Origin of the sequence: Aequorivita nionensis (assembly GCF_046352995.1) — a bacterium.
Classification (GTDB): Bacteria; Bacteroidota; Bacteroidia; order Flavobacteriales; family Flavobacteriaceae; genus Aequorivita; species Aequorivita nionensis.
Genome location: NZ_CP130281.1, coordinates 1,501,948 through 1,520,828, shown reverse-complemented (window position 1 = coordinate 1,520,828; position 18,881 = coordinate 1,501,948). Strand labels below are relative to the sequence as shown.

The following is an 18,881-nucleotide window of genomic DNA, read 5'->3' as shown; positions in this document are numbered from 1 at the left end:
TTATACTTTAATAAATCTTTCAATGCCAATTTCGCCGTCATCAGTTTTTATTTTGACAAAGTAAACTCCTGTCGCTAACTTTGAAATGTCTAGTTCAGAATTCCCATCATTCAAAATTTCAATATTTTTTGTTACCAACTGACCTAGATTGTTATAAAGTTCAATTTGTTGAATTGTTTTTTCAACTGTTATATTTAAAGTGTTTGATGTTGGGTTTGGATAAATTGAAAAATTCAGGGGGGCGCTTTCATTAGTGCCCAAGATAAGGGTGTTTTTGAACCATCTGATTTCGTTTGCAGAATTCAAGGATGCGATAACGTCCATATCACCGTCGTTATCCAAATCGCTGGCAATTACAAAATTTGCACCACCTGCATCAGCCATAATAGTATTTTGCGGTCCAAAGTTCCCGACACCATCAACATTCTCATACCAGACAATTTTATTATCATTCACAGAAGTCGCTAGGATATCCATATCGCCGTCGTTATCCACATCTGCTGAATAAAGCCCCAAGGGAAAATCGACTATTGAGGTTATAAGGTTTTCTAAACCAAAATTTCCTAGACCATCCGTGTTTTCAAACCACACAATTTGATCATCCCATCTCTTGGTAATTATGACATCTAAATCGTTATCGCCATCCAGATCGGCAGCGTGAACAAAATCTATATTGTTGTTATAACTTGAAGTAATTAAATGAGGCTGGCCGAAATTGCCATTTCCTAAATTTTCATACCAATTTGCCGCTCCATCTATTAGTGATGCAGTAACAATATCCAATTTTCCATCGTTATTAATATCACCCACATGAATATTATACGGACTCATATAAATATCGTTTACAATAATTTGTTCAGGTCCAAAGTTCCCTTGACCATCCAAATTTTCAAGCCATGATAGATTACCCGTAAACGCTGCAGTCACCAAGTCTATATCGCCATCGCCATCCATGTCTTCAGCCGCTACGTCAAAATAAGGTGTTGAAGCTGAATAATTTTCCATTACTATTTTTTTGTTACCAAAAGTTCCATTTCCATTCAAATTTTCATGCCAAGCTATATAGTGTTGCGAAGCAAATACAATATCTAAATCTCCATCAGCATCAATATCTTTTGCGGCTATTGCTTTGGTTCCATAATTTCTTTGGGATATCGTTTTTTGAGCATCAAAATTTCCATAGCCATCCATATTTCTATACCAGGCAACTTCGCCGTCAATGTATGACGTAGATATAACGTCGAGATTTCCATCTCCATCTATATCCGCAGTGATTATGCCCTGAGGAGCATCTACATTATAAGTGAACCATTGATGCATCCCAAAATTTCCGTTTCCATCTAAGTTTTTATTAAACCCTATTCTATCTTCTGAAGCTGAAATAATATCCGGATGACCGTCATTATTAATATCTGTAACATATAAAGCAATGGCATAACTTGAAGACGTATTGACTTGGTGAACGATACCAAAATTTCCAAGACCATCTAAATTTTCGTGCCATTCAATAGCAGGATTTTGATCAGAATAGAGTCCTGATATTATATCAAGATCTCCGTCGCCATCCATATCAGCTGCAAAAACATAAAGTGCTTCAGAGGTTCCGGTGGAGATGATTTCTTTAGTTCCGAAATTTCCATTACCATCTAAATTTTCATACCACCTTAAAGTTTCGTTTCCAGAAATTCCTGAAGCTGAAATTATATCCATATCGCCATCGCTGTCCAAATCTGCAGCTCTCGCATGTCTAAAATTAGCACCACTGCCTATACTTTGTTTAGACCCAAATTGTCCCTGCGAATTTAAATTTTCATACCATAGTAATTCTCCACCAATAAATGAGGTTGATAACACATCCATGTCACCATCATTATCAAAATCGGCAGCATATACCGAATATGCAGTTTGAGCATCTGCATTTATTATATTTTGATTTCCAAAACTTCCCAATCCATCAATATTTTCATACCAAGCTATTTTGCTTCCCGAAGAAGAAAGCACATCCATATCGCCATCATTATCAATATCCGTGGCAAAAACTGACCAAGCATTTGTAGCGTCTGTAGTTATAATTTGTTCGGAGCCAAATGAACCCAGACCATCCAAATTTTCATACCACGCTATTTTATTGTCATATATTGATGCAGATAACACATCACTATCTCCATCGCCATCAATATCTATAGCGAAAACCGAAGAGGCACCTATCCCTTCTATGCTAATTAGAAGTTGATTTCCAAAATTACCTTGGCCATCGTTTTTGTACCATGCAACTTTACTATCGTCTGAAGAGGCAGAAAGAATATCATTATTTCCATCTCCATCAATATCTGCTACAAATACAGAGCGCGGATTGTTGGTCGCATTTCGATTATCGATAACCACTCTGCTTTCAAAAGTAATTTGAGCGTAGCTAATCAGAGAGAATATGGAAAGAAGGAATAGGAGTAATTTAGTTTTCATTTTCTAATAATTTTAAACGTAAGGTATGGTAAACAATTTCAAATTTGAAATCATCCATGACCAAAGTAATCAAAATATATTTTGTGTTTTGAAATTAAATAGAAAGGATCTGATAGAATACCTAATTAAAAATTATAAACCACTTCCAGTTTATAATCTTTTAAGGCTTTGCGGGCTTTGTCAATATCTTCAGTGAAGCCAAGCATATAGCCGCCCCCGCCGGAGCCACAAAGTTTAAGATAGTATGCGTTGCTATCAATTCCCTTTTTCCAAAGTTTGTGGAACTGGGCTGGAATCATGGGCTTGAAATTATCCAAAACCACTTTTGAAAGTTGTTTGATATTTCCAAAAAGTGATTTTACATCGCCCTGCAGAAAATCTTCCACGCAGGCGTCTGTATGTTTTGTAAATTGATCCTTCAGCATATTTCGAAAACCTTCCTGCTTCATATTCTCCATAAAAATTTGGATCATTGGAGCAGTTTCGCCAATGCTCCCACTGTCTAATAAAAATACAGCGCCTTTGCCATTTTCGGTTTGAGACGGTATGCCGGCAGGCTCAATATTATCTTTGGAATTGATTAAAATAGGAAGACTCAAATAACTGTTCAATGGATCTAAACCTGAAGATTTTCCGTGGAAAAAGGATTCCATTTCTGCAAATATAGCTTTTAGAGTAAGCAATTTTTCACGGGTAAGATTTTCAAGAACGGTAATTTTATTATTGGCATACTTATCATAGATTGCCGCTACCAGAGCGCCGCTACTGCCAACACCATAACCCTGCGGAATACTACTGTCAAAATACAATCCGTTTTCCACATCCTTTTTCAGTGCATTCATATCAAAAGAAACCAGTTTTGGTTTTTCTGTTTGGAGCGTCTCCAAATATTCAGAAAATCTTTTGAGGCTAGCGTTTGATTTGTGTGTGGAAATGGTATGATGGGTATCCATTTTTAAAGCCCCATTGTAAAAATTATACGGAATGGAAAGTCCTTTGGAATCCCTAATAATTCCATATTCACCGAAAAGTAAAATTTTTGAGTAAAAGAGGGGGCCGTGCATAAGCTGTTGTTGTAATTATAAAACTACAGAATTTTATTCTAAAAATTTAAATCTGCCACAAAGATAACTATTTTAAAAAATATATTTTCAGAAAGATTTGTGAATAAATCTAATCTCTAATCTTATAATGGACTGTTTTTAAGTTTTGTACATTTTTTTGACAACATTATTACCACCTTTGATATGTTGCAAGATACAATATAAAACCCTTTAGAGGTCAGTAGACCACGTGCTTCAATGAACGAATCAATTTTGGGGTCAACAACACGGAATACCAAATTTAGACAGAATATTAAAAGCAAAATTGAAGTAACCTCATAAAGCAATAGCGTTATATACAAGCTGCCAATCAAAAATAATTTGTATCTTTCTTCAAAATATCCCCTAAAACATTTACTTTTTTTGAGGTTTTCATCTATGAAATTCAAACGTTGGATATTTTTTTCCTTACTCCATAGCATCATTCTTCTTTCTGTGTTTAAAACTTATTCTCAGGAAAAAATTATGACCGTGAAAGAAATTCAAATCCTGATTGAACAGGATTCACTTGAAAAAGCCCGCGCGGCAGTTTCGACAAACATTACTCATTATCGCACAAAAAAAATATATGACAGCCTTTATAGTTACATCCAGTTTGAAGGCAGTTTTAAGTTGAATAGTGGCGACAAAAAACTGGCTATTACCAAGGCCGAAACCCTTCTTAAAGAAATAACAAAAAACGCTTCGCCACATTTTGTTGTTGAAGCAATTACAGAAATGGGCTGGATTTATGATGATGCTGGGCAGCATCAAAAATCCTATAACCTTTTGGAGTCAGCAACTCCCTTTGCCATTCAAAATAAAGAGCCAAAGAACACCGACATTGCAGGCTTGGAATACCGCAAGGGCTATTACGCCTCTAAATTGGGGAATTTTCCACTTTCAAAAAAGCATTACGAAAAAGCCTTACATCTCTTGAAAAAAACCGGAAAGGAAGACTATGTTTTTTACAATCAAGTCTATAACGCCCTTGGAGGAATGATGTGGCAGGAATCAAAACTGGACAGCGCCAAGTTCTATTTTCAGCAAGCCGTGGAAGTATTGGAAAAAACGGATGAAACTGATATAATGAACCGCTTTTATCGCCCCGCATTGGTAAAAATGAACCTTGCTGTGTTGTGGAATGCACTCGGAAAAAACCAAGAAGCCATTAGCATTTCCGAAGAATCAATTACAGGATTTCAGGAATATATAAATCGCTCTACGGATGAGGCTCGCACCTATAAAGCAAAAAACAATCAATGTGTAGTCATTGATAATATGGCTACTTTTTATAATACTTTGGGCGAATACTCCCGTTCTCAAGAACTTATTGAATATTCTTTTGAGCAGAAAAAAAAGCTTTTCGAAAAGAATGACATCAACCTCATCATCTCCAACATAATTCTTGCTGAAGCCAAAACCGCAAGCCGTGATTTTGAAGGCGCTGCTGAAAACGCAGACCAAGCTCTGGAGCTTTTAAAGACTAGCCCCGGTTCAGATTTATATTGGGAAGCCGCCGCCCTGTCAACCCGTGCAACCATTTATGAGTCTATGGAAGATGTTGAAAATGCCGCACTTTTTTATGAAAAAGCAGAAATTCTTTATCGAAAATCTATGGGAAATACATACACCAAAGATTTTTTAGACAACATTTTGGAATATTCTCTCTTCGCTGCAAAAAACCAAAAAAAGGAGAAAGCGATTTCTCTAGCTAAGGAAACATATAATTTCACCCACACAGGCGATTTTAAAAATACCCTTCAGGAGTTTTACCACACAATCAATTTGGCACACGTATATTATTTACTTAAAGAATATAGTCTAGCTGAAAAAATTAGCGAGGAAGCACTGCGTTTTAATGTGATAAAAGAAGGTGAAAAAATAAACGCTACAGATTCTATCCTTAGCCAATATCGCAAACCAGAGGCATTACTTATCAATGCCCAATCAAAATACTATTCCACGGAAAACAAGAATCCATTTTTTTTGAAAGGCCTATTAGATCAAGTGGAAGAAGGTGTTGCAATTTTAGACCAGCGAAAAAAAGTGGTCAGCAATAATGAAGACGTTACGCTATTAATAACTGAAAACGAAGAGCTTTTAAATTTTGCTGAAAAACTTAGGCTTGAACTTTTTCAAATGACCAAAGATGAAGTATATCTGGACAAAATGATAGCGCTTCATGAATCCAGTATTTATAACCGTATTCGTTCCAGATTGAACCTTCGGGACAATGTGGCTTTTCAACACATTCCAAAAGAAGTGATTTCAAGGGAAAATACTTTGAAGACAAAAATGGTTTCTTCCCTAAACGATTCAGAAAACAGCAGCATAGCCCCTTTTTTTGAAGCGTCTGAAAACTGGGAACAATTTCTAGATTCTCTGAAAGAAAATTATCCCAGATATTACAAAATGCGTTATGCAACTTTGGAAGAACCCATGAACGACCTTCAACAAAAAATACCGACAAATACTACAGTGGTCCGGTATATTTTTATTGAAAATGAACTCTATGTTTTTGTGGTTTCACCCTCAATAAAAAAAATGATACGGCTAAATTATTCACCAGTAAAAAACCACATTTCAGAACTTCAAAACGATGAGTTTTCAGTTGAAAAAATGCGTCCATTACTTTATGAGCTGTATCACGCACTATGGTTTCCTCTGGAAAAATATGTGCGTACAGAAAAAGTAGTTATCGTTCCCGATCGTGATCTTTTCAACCTCAGTTTTGAAACTCTTACCACAAAACCAATGCGTAATTTTCAGGAAATGGCATCAATCAGCCTGTTGGCAAAGTATTATATTTCCTATAATTTCAGCCTTTTGCTATACAAAGACAAAAGAAAAGTTGCCGATTATTCTTCAGAGTTTATAGCATTTGCACCAGGTTTCAACAAAAAAATGAAGGAAGAATACAAACTTACAATCAAGGATTCCGTAGCGTTGGACAAAACCTATTTAACATTACTCCCTCAACCTTTCAGCGAAGATTTGGTGAAACAATATGCCAAGGTTTTTGACGGCAATTATTTTATAAATGAAAACGCAAGCAAAGAGTTGTTCATTAACCGGGCCAAGGAACACAAAATAATACACATTGGCACCCACGCAGAAAGCAATAACATAAGCCCCGAGTTGAGCCGCCTTATCTTTGCAAAAAAAACCAATGGCGAAGAAAATTATGACGAGAACTCGCTCTACTCCTATGAAATTTACAATATAGATCTTTCCTCCAATCTCGCCATTCTAACCGCTTGTGAAACAGGAAAGCCCTCCTATCAAGCTGGTGAAGGAATGATATCTTTGGCGCACGCTTTTAATTATGCCGGAAGCGAGAGTATATTGACCAGTCTTTGGGAAATAGACGAAGAATCCAGTGCCAAAATCGTAAAACTTTTTTACGACAATCTTTCCTTAGGAATGCCAAAAGATGAAGCCTTGCGAAAAGCAAAACTAAGTTATATAGCCAAAGCTGAGGGCCGTACAGTTGCTCCTCAATATTGGGCCGGTCTTGTACTTATTGGCGATACTACCCCAATAGATTTAAATAATAATGTAGCTTGGTGGTGGTATGTATTGGCAGGGATTGTTGGTTTCGCACTTATTATTCTCATAATGCGAAACAAAAAGGAGAAACAGGTCTAGTCAAGAATTTTTTCAGCGCCCAAACCCGCCTCATCTTCAATAAACTCTTCGTTTTTACAGAATTTTGAAAGTTCTTTTTTGATGAAGTGCAAAACAGTTTCCTTTTCAATTTCTGGATAAAGTACGTGAACATTGGCACCTGCATCCAATGTAAAGCAAATATTGCTACCGGTTTCTTCCCTAAATTTCCAAATGTGATTGATTATCTGCAAAGTGTTTGGTTTCATCAAAATGAAATAGGGTCTTGAAGTCATCATCATTGCGTGCAACGATAATGCTTCGCTCTCCACAATTTTTATAAATTCGGAAAGGTCGCCTTTTTTAAAAACAGGAATCAATTTGGAGAGATTTTCCTTTGCTTGCCTAAAACGTTGTTCCGCAAAAGGATGGTCTAGCATCAAATCATGACCAAGGGTGCTGCTCACTTGTTTTTCACCTTTATCTACCAACAAAATTGTGTCTTGGTAATTTTTAAAATTTTGATGAACCCCAAAAGGATATTTTGTGCCGAAAAGGTTACTGCTTCCATCAACTTCGTGATGTTCGCCCCAAACAATTAGCGGCCCTTCAATACTTCGGCAAGCGCTTCCCGAGCCTAAACGAGCCAAAAAAGAAGCTTTTTCAACAAAATAATCATCTGGAATTTCGGGTTGCATTTGCCGTTCCATGTCCATCAAACAAAGGGCCAAAGCACTCATCCCACTGGCCGAGGAAGCGATGCCACTACTGTGTGGAAAGCTATTGGTGGTTTCTATTTTAAATTTGAAATTGTTCAAAAATGGCAAATACACTTCTACCCTTTCAAAAAACTTTTTAATCTTCGGTTCGAATGAAACCTCTCTTTTCCCATCAAGATATACTTCAAAATCAAAGCCTTCGGTATCTTTCTTTTCAAAAGACAACGAAGTTTTGGTATTGCAGTTCTTCAAGGTAAAACTGACGGAAGCGTTCATGGGCATTTGCTCGCCATATTTCCCCCAATATTTCACCAAAGCTATATTGCTAGGCGATTGCCAAGAAACAGTTCCTAATGATAGAGATTTGGTGTAACTACAAACGATGAATCTGTGTTGCGGCATATTGATAGGGATAGATTACAAAAGTAAAATTCTTTTTTGGTTTTAGTGATGACATTTTGAAAACGATTCGATGTAAATATATAAACTAAAGAAGGGTCTAAAGATTTAAGGATTATAAAAACAAAGATTTTTCAATAGTTTTTACGGCTGAACAACAACCGGAATGCCCCTGAAATGTGGGGCATTTTTTTATGTGAAAAATTTCTTCCCAATTCTCACTTCTCATTTCTCATTTAAAACTGATGACATTTTTACAACAAATTCGATATACCTATATAATCCTTAAAAAAACAAATCATGAAAACATCAATTACACTTTTCGCATTACTATTGGGCATCTTTACAGTCTTTGCCCAAGACCCTGCTATTCTTTGGCAGAACACCATAGGCGGTGATTCCGCAGATTTTTTAAACACCATGGAGCCCACTTCAGACGGAGGCTATATTCTTGGTGGATATTCTTTTAGCGACGCTTCGGGTGATAAAACAGAGAATAGCAATGGGACAATAGATATTTGGATTGTAAAAGTTAATGATTTAGGTTCAATTGAATGGCAAAACACCATTGGCGGAAGCAATGAAGACTATGTGAACGTTGTTAAACAAACCAGTGATGGCGGATACATAGTTATTGGGGGTTCAGATTCCAACATTTCTGGCGACAAAACCGAAAATTCCCGTGGCGGACTCGATTTTTGGATATTGAAATTGGACAGTTCTGGAAACATTGTTTGGCAACATACTTATGGAGGTGCCCAGCCAGATTTTGACACCTTTGGACAGCAAACTGCTGATGGTGGCTATATTGTGGGCGGATATTCAGATTCCGGCATCTCTGGCGATAAAATACTGCCAAGCAATGGGCAGCGCGACTATTGGCTGCTAAAATTGGATAGTACGGGTGCAATAGTTTGGCAAAAAGTTTTCGGCGGCAGCTTGGTAGACCGTATGGAGGCTACACTTCAAACTGCAGACGGAGGTTATATTTTGGGAGGCTATTCCAACTCACCTGCTTCAGGCAATAAAACAGAAAATTCACAAGGCGGATCAGATTTTTGGATAATAAAACTAGACGACACTGGAAATATTATTTGGCAAAACACCATAGGCGGAAGTGATATTGATGTACTCAGAGACCTAATACAAACCGCAGATGGAGGATATCTTGCAGGAGGCTATTCAAAATCCAACATTTCTGGCGATAAAACTGAAAATTCAAGAGGTGACTTTGATTATTGGGTTTTAAAACTTGATGCCACAGGAAACATAACTTGGCAAAAAACACTTGGAGGACAATTTGAAGACTACCTTCGCGATGTAAAGCAATTGGCAGATGGCAGTTATATGCTCGCAGGATGGAGTTTCGGCCCTATTAGTGGAGATAAAACAGAAAATAGCAATGGAGGATATGATTATTGGCTTTTAAAGCTAAGCACCACTGGAAATTTAATTTCACAAAACTCTATCGGTGGTAGTTTAGATGAAAGTGGCACTTATGTTCTGCCAACTTCTGACGGCAATTTTATAATGGGCTGCTCTTCCACTTCTAATATTTCAGGCGATAAGACAGAGAATAGTGAAGGTTCTGATGATTATTGGATTTTTAAAACCACTTCTTCAATCCTAGGAATTTCAAAAAACACTTTTGGACCTTCGCTAAGTGCTTACCCAAACCCAACCAATGGTAGATTCACAATAAATCTGGGCGAAAGCTTTTCAGAAATCAATGTAACAATTACAAATATGCTTGGCCAAGTTGTTTCTTCTTCAGACTATAAAAACACTCAAAAACTAAATGTTGAAATCAACAGTGCAACAGGAATCTATCTTGCAACCATAAAAACCCTAGAAGGAAAACAAGCAACCCTTAAAATAACGAAACAATAATTTTTTTCATTTACAATCAGTTAATTTGATAGAGGCCTCTGTAAAAGAGGCTTCTTCATTTCCAGCTGAAGCAAAATAATAGCTGCAACAATTTGCAATATGTTTCATTCCAGACGTGTTTTCCTTCAATCCTGTTTGGTGTTTCCTTTCCTGTTCTGCATCAAAAAGCATAAAAATTTCCTATCTTTCACAAAAGTTTAAAAACACATAAAACAATTCTTTAAATAATATACCAATGAAAAATCTAATTGCTCTCTTCGCCTTCGTTCTCCTTGCTGCCACTGCACAAAGCCAATCTCTAACCCAAAAAGACGTTACAGGCACTTGGCTTGTGGTAAATGTTGAAAACAGCGCTAGCAATCCAAAAATGGCAGCAGCAATGGCCAATGCCGTTATTAACCTTTATGCTAATAATAGTTTTGAGATAAAGGAAAAACAGCAAAACGGCACAGCTTATTCATACAGCACCACTTCAAATAAAAATGCAACTTGGAGCTACAATCCTAGCACGCAAACCATCACCACTACCCGCACAAAAATGACGCTTAAAATTTCCCAAAGTGGAGACAAAACCTTTTTCACAGACAGCGAAAGTGGGTTGAAGTTCGAGGTTAATAAGCCAATCTAATACTGAAATGTGAAATATTCACCTTAAGGTAATGGATAAAATCAACTCAGAAATCTACCGCAAATGTGGCTTAACCATTTCTGACTTTATAACTGAACCTGAAAGTAAAGAATACTGCGCCTGCCAATTTCAAGTAAACGGACAATTAGCAATAAGCAGAACTGCAAAAATAACCCCTAAAAAAGTAGGGCACTTCGTCACTTTTTGGAAAAGAAATACAAAAGGAATCACGGAACCCTTTTCTGAAAAAGACAACTTCCACTTCTATGTTATAAACGTGAAGCGTGAAAACCATTACGGACAATTTGTTTTTCCCAAATCAATTCTAATAACTAAAGAAATAGTAATTACTGAAAAAAAAGACGGAAAAAGAGGTTTTCGTGTTTACCCTGTTTGGACCATACCAACCAATAAACAAGCTGAAAAAACCCAACAATGGCAGCTAGATTATTTTTATGAAATTGGAGGAACAACCGATTTTAAAAAAGTGAAAAAATTATACAATACAAACAATTGATAAAAAGCTTCAAGCTGTGTTATACAATTTAATCCGGCAATTTAAACACCCTAAATTATGATAATAACTGCGGCAAAATGGATACTAATCTTGTTCGGAGTTTTTATAATTTTTGTAGGCTTGCTTATGCTCTTCGCTCCTAAAAAAGCAAGAGCGATATTGCGAAAAGCCGGAAGCAACAATTTTATTAATTATGCCGAAATAACACTCCGCCTAATACCCGCAATAGCAATGATTCTCTACGCAGATTTCTCCAAGCTTCCCTTAGCGTTTAAAATATTTGGAGGAATTATGGTTTTAACCTCACTAATACTTTATCTAATTCCCAGAAAAACCCACCACAGTTTTTCAATGAAAAGTGCAGACCTGCTTAAGCCAATCTATTTTCAATTGATAGCTCCGTTTGCAATGCTTTTTGGTGGGTTAATAATTTTTAATGTGAATTGGACCTGAAAAGCACAATATGTATCTCCATAACCTCAACAACCAAGCAACAACAAGAAACCACTACGCAAAATTTCAAACAAGAAACTTGAAACCAGAAACCAAAAGCCTTACTTTTGCCCCCGCTATAAAAGAAAAGTAATACCCATTAAATGAAGTTGGTCTTTTTTTTGCTATTGGTCGTTTTTTGCATAAAATTCGCCCCTGCACAAAACATTCGGGTAGACGCCACAACCTACACTCCCCAACAACTCGTTGAAGATATTCTAATAGATAGCGGCTGCATCAGCAACGTTCAAATAACCGCCACTACTAGCGGTAATTTTCCCGATGGCGACAAAAGTTTTGGCTATTTCAGTGCCAATGGAAGTACTTTCCCGTTTGAAAAAGGAATTGTAATGAGTACCGGCAAGCTAACCCACGTGCCGGGCCCCAACACAACCCTAAGCGATGACGACGCCCCAAGTTGGAACGGCGACCAAGACTTAGAAACCGCCTTAAACATAAGCAACACAACAAACGCCACAATTATAGAATTCGATTTTGTTCCTAACGCAGACAATATTCGGTTTCGCTACCTCTTCGCCTCAGAAGAATACCAAGAAGGAGATCCCAATACCTGTATTTATAGTGATGCTTTTGCTTTTTTAATAAAGCCCATTGGCGGTACTTATAAAAACATCGCCCTCGTGCCTGGCACCAATACTCCCGTTTTGGTCACTACCGTCCATTCCGGAATTCCTGGTTCTTGTCCGCCTATTAACGAAACCTATTTTGAAGGCTGGAACGGCCCTAACGTTCCCATAAACTTCAACGGCCAGACCAAAATCCTAATTGCAGAAACCCCCGTAACTGTAAACCAAGCCTACCACATAAAACTCGTAATTGCAGACGAAGCAAATTACCGTTACGATTCTGCTGTTTTCCTTGAAGGAGGCAGTTTCAACATTGCTGCCAACCTGGGTCCAGACCGAAGTTTTATTACTAACAACCCGCTTTGCGAAAACGAAAGCTACATTCTGGATGCCACGCCACAAGGAACAACCCCTTTGGGCTATAAATGGTACAAAGATGGCATACTTATTACTGGAGAAACCTCCGCCCAACTCACCGTCACCACTGCTGGCATCTATAAAGTAGAAATAGACTACGGCAACAATTGCATTGCCACAGATGAAGTTCTCATTCAGTACTCAGGCCCGATATCCGTCCAAAACACCGAGTTATACCAGTGTGAACCGCTGGCCGATGGTCTGGCAACCTTCAACCTTTTTGATGCTGAAGAAAACATCATTAACGGAGACCCGCTTCTTCGCCTTTATTCGTTCCACAAAACCTTTACGGACGCACAGAATAACACTGATGCAATAAGAAACCCAGAAAGATACACCAACAACCAGCCTAACCAGATTATATACGCCCGTGTAGTTTCTGATTACGGATGCATAGGTATAGCGGAAATAACTTTGAAAACCACAACAAATACGGTTTCAGATTTCTCTTTGGTGAATTGTTCAACAGCAGGAACCCCAGGTTTTGCTAGCTTTAATTTTTCTGAAACAACTTCAGAATTACAAATTCTCTTCGGAAATAATACCGAAGTAACCTATCATCTTTCTTACGACGAAGCAATTTCACAAACCAACCCGCTTCCAGACCCTTTCACAAACACTCAAGCAAACACTCAAACTATTTATGCCCGAATCAGCGGAGACAGAGGTTGCCTGGGCACTGCCAAAATAAACCTCAACATAATCAACACCCCAGAATTTGAAGGCGAAGAAACCTACATTTATTGCCTAAACACTTACCCTGACACCATTACAATAGCTTCAGGCTTATTGGGAACAATTACAGACGCAGCATTCAGCTGGTCCAATGGCGAAACCACACCCACCATTGAAGTAAATGAGCCTGGAACCTACACCCTAACCGTAACCCGCAGCAAAACCATCAACAACGAAACCTATTCTTGCACCAACACGCGCACATTTACTGTAATAGCTTCCGAAACTGCCCAAATAACCTACCAACTAACGGGCAACGTTGGCAATGCAACCTTAACGGTAGTGGCAGAAGGCGTTGGCGACTATATTTATGCCTTAGACAATGGCCCCTTTCAGCAAAGCCCCATCTTTGAAAACGTCTCTCCCGGCGAACATACACTAACAGTAAAAGATACCAACGGTTGCGGTGCCACAACTATACTAGCATACGTTATTGGCTTCCCCAATTTTTTCACCCCAAACAATGACGGTTACCACGATTACTGGCAAGTAGCGGGGCAAGACCGTAACAACGAACAACTGGCGCGTGTAGAAATCTTCAACCGTTTCGGTAAAATTCTTTATGCGCTAGACCTAGACAGCAACGGTTGGGACGGCACCTATAACGGCAAACAAATGCCCTCTTCAGATTATTGGTTTAAAGCCACCTTCAAAAACGGAATGATTTATCGCGGCCACTTCAGCTTAAAACGATAACTAATTATAATGCCGCGAGCCTGGCAAAACCACTGGAGCCATGGGGGTTATAAAAACTAAGACGGCAGCACTAATGAGGTATTAGGGAAAGGGTAAATTTGTATATTAGCAAGAACAGGAGAAATAAATTGCACGATGATATATACTAGCTATTAGCAATGCTAAAAACCCAGAAACCGAGTGAATAAAACAATATTTGAAATTACAAAAATGGACTGTCCTTCAGAGGAAAATCTAATCCGAATGAAATTGGACGGAATTTCGAGTATAGCAAATCTGGACTTTGATATTCCAAATAGAAAATTGACTGTTTTTCACAGTGGAGAAATTGACCAAATCGAAAAGTCAGTTATCGAACTTAATTTAGGCGGAAAGAAAATCTCAACGGAACAAACCGACCAAACGGAATTTAAAGAAAACGAAAATCAAAAAAAGCTACTTTGGTCTGTACTTGCAATAAATTTTGCTTTTTTCATAATCGAAATGACAACAGGAGTTATCTCAAAATCAATGGGACTTGTTGCCGACAGTTTGGATATGCTTGCGGACAGTTTCGTTTACGGAATTAGCTTGTTTGCGGTTGGAGGAACACTGATTAAGAAAAAGAGAATTGCCAAACTTGCTGGATATTTTCAAATAATACTTGCGATTATTGGATTTGTAGAAGTGCTTAGAAGATTTTTCGGAGACGAGAAGCTTCCCGATTTTTCGACAATGATTATCGTTTCAATTTTTGCACTTATAGCAAACGGAATTTGTCTTTACATTTTGCAAAAGTCAAAAAGCAAAGAAGAGGCACATATGAAAGCAAGTATGATTTTCACCTCGAATGATGTGATTATAAATTTAGGAGTAATAACAGCAGGGATTTTAGTAAATTATTTGAGTTCAAGTAAACCTGATTTGATTATCGGAACAATAGTTTTTGCGTTGGTAATTCAAGGAGCGTTTCGGATATTGAAATTGAGTAAGTGAGCGAAAATGACTACTTAAAAAACTTTTATAAAACATCGCTATTACAGGCTTTCCTAAAGGATTGGACTTGTTTGCGAAGCTGTTAAATTATTAAATTCGGATTGTGCCTAACCGAAACGAAACTACCTTTTTTCTGGATTATTTTTTATATGCAAAAAACGTTAGCCGTAACTCTATAAAGACACTTTAACCATCAAACAGACCACAATGAAGTTAAACATACTTTTATTTCTAAATATTTTTTTAACTCTGTTGATATCGTGCAATGGACAGACATCTAATAAATTAAAAAAGACTGACCAATTTACAAATGGCGATACGGCAAAAGAACTTGGCAGTAATATAATGGTTATTCATCAAGACAAGGATGATATTTATTGGTTCGGAAGTTGGGAGACAGGAGTGTATAGATTTGATGGAAAAACATTCACTAATTTCACAACAAAGCACGGTTTACCAAACAACAGAATTGACGAAATTAAAGAAGATAAATTTGGCAACATATATTTTAATAGCTGTCACCCCAATTCAACAATTATTAAGTTTGATGGAGATACTTTTACTACATTAACCGCAATACCCAGTAATGATTGGAAGCTTCAAACAGATGATTTGTGGTTTAGACATTCTTATGAATTTGAGAATAAAGTATATCGGTATGATGGTATTACTTTATATGAATTGCAGTTGCCGAAGCCACCAAACCTCCCTAACCCTTTTGGAATCTACAGCATTTATAAAGACAAGAATGGAAACATTTGGTTTGGCACAAACCCTGTTGGAGTTTGTCGATACGATGGAAAATCATTTAAATGGATTACAGAAGAAGATGTGACAGAATTTCGCGATGAAGGTGCAAACGGAGTGCGTTCAATTACGGAAGATAAAAATGGAGACTTTTGGTTCAATACCGAATATCGTTATAGTGTTTATGACAGTACAACCTTAAAAAACAATAAATTTTACACAAGACACGAAAGCATAGGTGGTTTAGACGGGAAAAATGACAGTGATTTGGACGAGTATCTATCAACAGTAAGAGACAACAATAACAATTTGTGGTTTGTTACCTATCGTAATGGAGTTTGGAAATACGATGGAACGAAAATTACTCATTATAAAGTTCAAGATAATGCAAAAGACATTACTTTATTCAGCATTTACAAAGACAACAATGGTGACCTTTGGCTTGGAACACACGAAAACGGAGCATATAAATTCAATGGAATAGCATTTGAAAAATTTGCAAAATAATGAATGAAAAAAAGCTGTAACTAACAATGACAATTAGTAAATATCAACCCGGAAAGAACAGTAAACTAAACATGAAAATAAATATTATAAAAGAACAAATTTCTTCAACAAAAGAAAAAACTGACAAATTAATTGCTGACTTCTCGGCTGAAAAATGGCTAGAAACGCCTGAAGTTTTAAACACAAACTTAAATTGGCAAATAGGGCATATTATTTTAGCGAATTATCTTCACGGAATTGCTTCAATTTCAGGAGCAAATGAAGAATTAAGAGAGAAAATAAACATTCCCGACTATATCAAATTTTATGGCCCAAAATCAAATCCAACTGATTTTATAAATGAAAAACCAAATCAAATGGAGTTATCTAAAATATATGAATATACAATATCATTGATCTTGGAGAACTTGAATAAACTGACAGAAAATAATTTAAACGAGAATACCGTAATTCCAAATCCGTCAGTTAAAACAAAATATGAGGCATTAAAATGGCTTTCACATCATCAAAGTTGGCATAATGGACAAATAGCAATGCTGAAAAGGGTTTTATATAATTGAAAATAAAGATAAAACAATGGTTAACAAAGAACTGAAGTGAAAAACAACCTTTTTCTTTATTATTTTTGATATTATTTTTGGGATAACATTTAAATAAACAAATATGTTTACAATCACCCAAATAAAAGAAGCCCACAACAAAGTAAAATCAGGCGCAGACTTTCCAAAATACATTCAGGAAATTAAAGCGCTTGGCGTTACCGCTTTTGAAACGTGGGTAATAGACAGCCACACCGTTTATTTTGGAGTAAATAATTTTCAAACAGCATCGGCCCCAATGTATGAAGCCCTGGAAATTGCAACTTCAAGCAACAAAGAACAATTTAAAAACTATTTAAAAATACACCAACAAGGCCAAACCGATTACCAAACCTTCTGCAATCACTGCGCAGAAACAGGAATTGAAAAATGGTACGTAAACCTGAACGAAATGAAGTGTATTTATTATGACAAAGCGGGCAACAGTATTTTAGTAGAAAACATTCCTCAATAAGTTTATATCATAGGACTTACCGCCAAAAGAAATTTGCGAAAAGGAAATAGACACTTCGATTGCATTAAATGTGACAGTTTTGGGGTTTAAAAATTCTTCATTGCTAATTGATAAATGTTAATTGATCTGTAACAATCTGAAAGAAATAGCGTTATATAGACTCATCAATCTAAAAAACCTATGTTACAACGCTTTTTCATCTTCTGCTCCGGCGCAGACACCGCCATCCTAGACGAATGTTCCCCCGGAGAACGCACAAAATACGCCGGCATTGGCGCCACCGTTTTCTTTACCGCCGTTATGGCCACCATCGCCGCCGCTTATGCCCTCTACACCGTCTTTGACAATTATTACACCGCCATTTTCTTCGGAACCATTTGGGGGTTGCTCATCTTCAACCTCGATAGATTCATCGTTTCAACCATCAAAAAAAGAAACAGTTTTTTTGATGAATTGATTCAAGCCTCACCACGGATCGCTTTGGCAATAATCATCGCCATAGTCATCTCAAAACCCTTGGAAATGAAGATTTTCGAAAAGGAAATCAATCAGGTTTTGCTCACAGAGAAAAATGAAATGACCCTCGCCAACAAAGACCAATTGGCACTGCAATACACACCTTCCGTAAAAGCCCTGGAAACTGAAATTGAAAGGCTAAAAAGCGAAATAGCTACCAAAGAAGCCGAAGTAAATGCCCTTTATGACACCTACATTTCAGAAGCTGAAGGCACTGCCGGGACACAAAAATTGGGCAAAGGCCCAGTTTACAAAGAAAAACGCGAAAAACACGACGCCGAACTCGCCGCATTGGCTGAACTAAAGAAAACAAACGCAGAAAAGATAACCGCAGCCGAAGCACAAATAGCAACCTTAGCCACAGAATACAAAACAAAAGTCGCAGACACCCAACCAATCATTGATGGTTTTGATGGTTTGATGGCGCGTATAAATGCGTTAAACAAACTGCCGTGGTTGCCTTCCCTATTTATCTTTTTGCTCTTTCTTGCCATAGAAACATCCCCCATTTTAGCCAAACTCCTTTCCCCAAAAGGCGCTTATGATTTAAAGTTGGAAGAACAGGAAAGCGCATTAAAGTCTTGGGTTGTCCAACAGAAAACACAACGTGATGTACTTGTAACCACAGACCGCGACATAAACAACAGAGTGTACGCAGATATAGCCGAAGAACAAGAACTATACGATTACAAGCGAAAAAAGGCAAGAGAGCTTATGCAAATGCAGGCAGATGCCTTTTATAAAAAACAGAAAAGCGTTTTATAACTTCAAATATTTATCAAAATCCAAAAAACTCCTCCCCTGTTAGAGGGAAGAGTTTTTTGAATTGAGAATGCAGTTCAAAAAGAC

The 18,881-nt window shown here is 37.3% G+C and carries 14 protein-coding genes; 11 read left to right on the top strand and 3 right to left on the bottom strand.

The annotated features are described in order from the left end of the window. Together Q2U82_RS06900 and Q2U82_RS06895 are read right to left on the bottom strand one after the other, a co-directional pair. On the bottom strand, positions 1–2,463 hold the full coding sequence (locus tag Q2U82_RS06900; RefSeq protein ID WP_410006953.1) for a T9SS type A sorting domain-containing protein: 2,463 nt from the start codon (positions 2,461–2,463) through the stop codon (positions 1–3). A 125-nt stretch (positions 2,464–2,588) separates the two neighbouring features. Further along, positions 2,589–3,527, bottom strand: a complete 939-nt coding sequence (locus tag Q2U82_RS06895; RefSeq protein WP_410006952.1) for a mevalonate kinase — start codon at positions 3,525–3,527, stop codon at positions 2,589–2,591. Between the two features lie 504 nt (positions 3,528–4,031). Here Q2U82_RS06895 and Q2U82_RS06890 point away from each other — a divergent pair. After that, the gene (locus tag Q2U82_RS06890; protein WP_410006951.1) at positions 4,032–7,196 is read left to right on the top strand and encodes a CHAT domain-containing protein; all 3,165 of its coding nucleotides are present in this window, start codon (positions 4,032–4,034) and stop codon (positions 7,194–7,196) included. Here Q2U82_RS06890 and Q2U82_RS06885 read toward each other — a convergent pair. After that, the gene (locus tag Q2U82_RS06885) at positions 7,193–8,275 is read right to left on the bottom strand and encodes a diphosphomevalonate/mevalonate 3,5-bisphosphate decarboxylase family protein (RefSeq protein WP_410006950.1); all 1,083 of its coding nucleotides are present in this window, start codon (positions 8,273–8,275) and stop codon (positions 7,193–7,195) included. The genes Q2U82_RS06890 and Q2U82_RS06885 overlap by 4 nt on opposite strands. A gap of 297 nt (positions 8,276–8,572) precedes the next feature. Between Q2U82_RS06885 and Q2U82_RS06880 the strand changes: the two genes are divergently transcribed. From Q2U82_RS06880 to Q2U82_RS06835, 10 genes are all read left to right on the top strand, one after another. Next, a complete protein-coding gene (locus tag Q2U82_RS06880; protein ID WP_410006949.1) occupies positions 8,573–10,162 on the top strand; it encodes a T9SS type A sorting domain-containing protein in 1,590 nt (529 codons plus the stop codon). A gap of 235 nt (positions 10,163–10,397) precedes the next feature. Next, positions 10,398–10,790: a hypothetical protein gene (locus tag Q2U82_RS06875; RefSeq protein ID WP_410006948.1), complete on the top strand. Its 393-nt coding sequence runs from the start codon at positions 10,398–10,400 to the stop codon at positions 10,788–10,790. Between the two features lie 31 nt (positions 10,791–10,821). Then, entirely contained in the window at positions 10,822–11,307 is a 486-nt protein-coding gene (locus Q2U82_RS06870) for a MepB family protein (RefSeq protein WP_410006947.1), read from the top strand. A 57-nt stretch (positions 11,308–11,364) separates the two neighbouring features. Further along, positions 11,365–11,760, top strand: a complete 396-nt coding sequence (locus Q2U82_RS06865; protein ID WP_410006946.1) for a hypothetical protein — start codon at positions 11,365–11,367, stop codon at positions 11,758–11,760. A 143-nt stretch (positions 11,761–11,903) separates the two neighbouring features. Beyond that, on the top strand, positions 11,904–14,234 hold the full coding sequence (locus tag Q2U82_RS06860) for a choice-of-anchor L domain-containing protein (protein ID WP_410006945.1): 2,331 nt from the start codon (positions 11,904–11,906) through the stop codon (positions 14,232–14,234). 180 nt (positions 14,235–14,414) lie between these two features. Next, positions 14,415–15,209 carry a cation transporter gene (locus tag Q2U82_RS06855; protein ID WP_410006944.1) on the top strand — a complete coding sequence of 265 codons (795 nt, stop codon included), beginning with the start codon at positions 14,415–14,417 and terminating at the stop codon, positions 15,207–15,209. 207 nt (positions 15,210–15,416) lie between these two features. After that, positions 15,417–16,463: a two-component regulator propeller domain-containing protein gene (locus Q2U82_RS06850; protein ID WP_410006943.1), complete on the top strand. Its 1,047-nt coding sequence runs from the start codon at positions 15,417–15,419 to the stop codon at positions 16,461–16,463. A 26-nt stretch (positions 16,464–16,489) separates the two neighbouring features. After that, complete coding sequence (locus Q2U82_RS06845; protein ID WP_410006942.1) at positions 16,490–17,023, top strand: DinB family protein; 534 nt, start codon at positions 16,490–16,492, stop codon at positions 17,021–17,023. A gap of 103 nt (positions 17,024–17,126) precedes the next feature. Further along, positions 17,127–17,516, top strand: coding sequence for a DUF1398 domain-containing protein (locus Q2U82_RS06840; protein ID WP_410006941.1), 390 nt, complete (start codon positions 17,127–17,129; stop codon positions 17,514–17,516). Between the two features lie 180 nt (positions 17,517–17,696). Next, the gene (locus tag Q2U82_RS06835; RefSeq protein WP_410006940.1) at positions 17,697–18,797 is read left to right on the top strand and encodes a DUF4407 domain-containing protein; all 1,101 of its coding nucleotides are present in this window, start codon (positions 17,697–17,699) and stop codon (positions 18,795–18,797) included. Positions 18,798–18,881 lie beyond the last annotated feature (84 nt).

Bases quoted from the DNA above. Each gene is read 5' to 3' on its own strand.
- Q2U82_RS06840 (WP_410006941.1), top strand. From the start codon at position 17,127: ATGTTTACAATCACCCAAATAAAAGAAGCCCACAACAAAGTAAAATCA.
- Q2U82_RS06880 (WP_410006949.1), top strand. From the start codon at position 8,573: ATGAAAACATCAATTACACTTTTCGCATTACTATTGGGCATCTTTACA.
- Q2U82_RS06865 (WP_410006946.1), top strand. From the start codon at position 11,365: ATGATAATAACTGCGGCAAAATGGATACTAATCTTGTTCGGAGTTTTT.
- Q2U82_RS06845 (WP_410006942.1), top strand. From the start codon at position 16,490: ATGACAATTAGTAAATATCAACCCGGAAAGAACAGTAAACTAAACATG.
- Q2U82_RS06850 (WP_410006943.1), top strand. From the start codon at position 15,417: ATGAAGTTAAACATACTTTTATTTCTAAATATTTTTTTAACTCTGTTG.
- Q2U82_RS06835 (WP_410006940.1), top strand. From the start codon at position 17,697: ATGTTACAACGCTTTTTCATCTTCTGCTCCGGCGCAGACACCGCCATC.
- Q2U82_RS06900 (WP_410006953.1), bottom strand. From the start codon at position 2,463: ATGAAAACTAAATTACTCCTATTCCTTCTTTCCATATTCTCTCTGATT.
- Q2U82_RS06890 (WP_410006951.1), top strand. From the start codon at position 4,032: ATGACCGTGAAAGAAATTCAAATCCTGATTGAACAGGATTCACTTGAA.
- Q2U82_RS06875 (WP_410006948.1), top strand. From the start codon at position 10,398: ATGAAAAATCTAATTGCTCTCTTCGCCTTCGTTCTCCTTGCTGCCACT.
- Q2U82_RS06885 (WP_410006950.1), bottom strand. From the start codon at position 8,275: ATGCCGCAACACAGATTCATCGTTTGTAGTTACACCAAATCTCTATCA.
- Q2U82_RS06860 (WP_410006945.1), top strand. From the start codon at position 11,904: ATGAAGTTGGTCTTTTTTTTGCTATTGGTCGTTTTTTGCATAAAATTC.
- Q2U82_RS06870 (WP_410006947.1), top strand. From the start codon at position 10,822: ATGGATAAAATCAACTCAGAAATCTACCGCAAATGTGGCTTAACCATT.
- Q2U82_RS06895 (WP_410006952.1), bottom strand. From the start codon at position 3,527: ATGCACGGCCCCCTCTTTTACTCAAAAATTTTACTTTTCGGTGAATAT.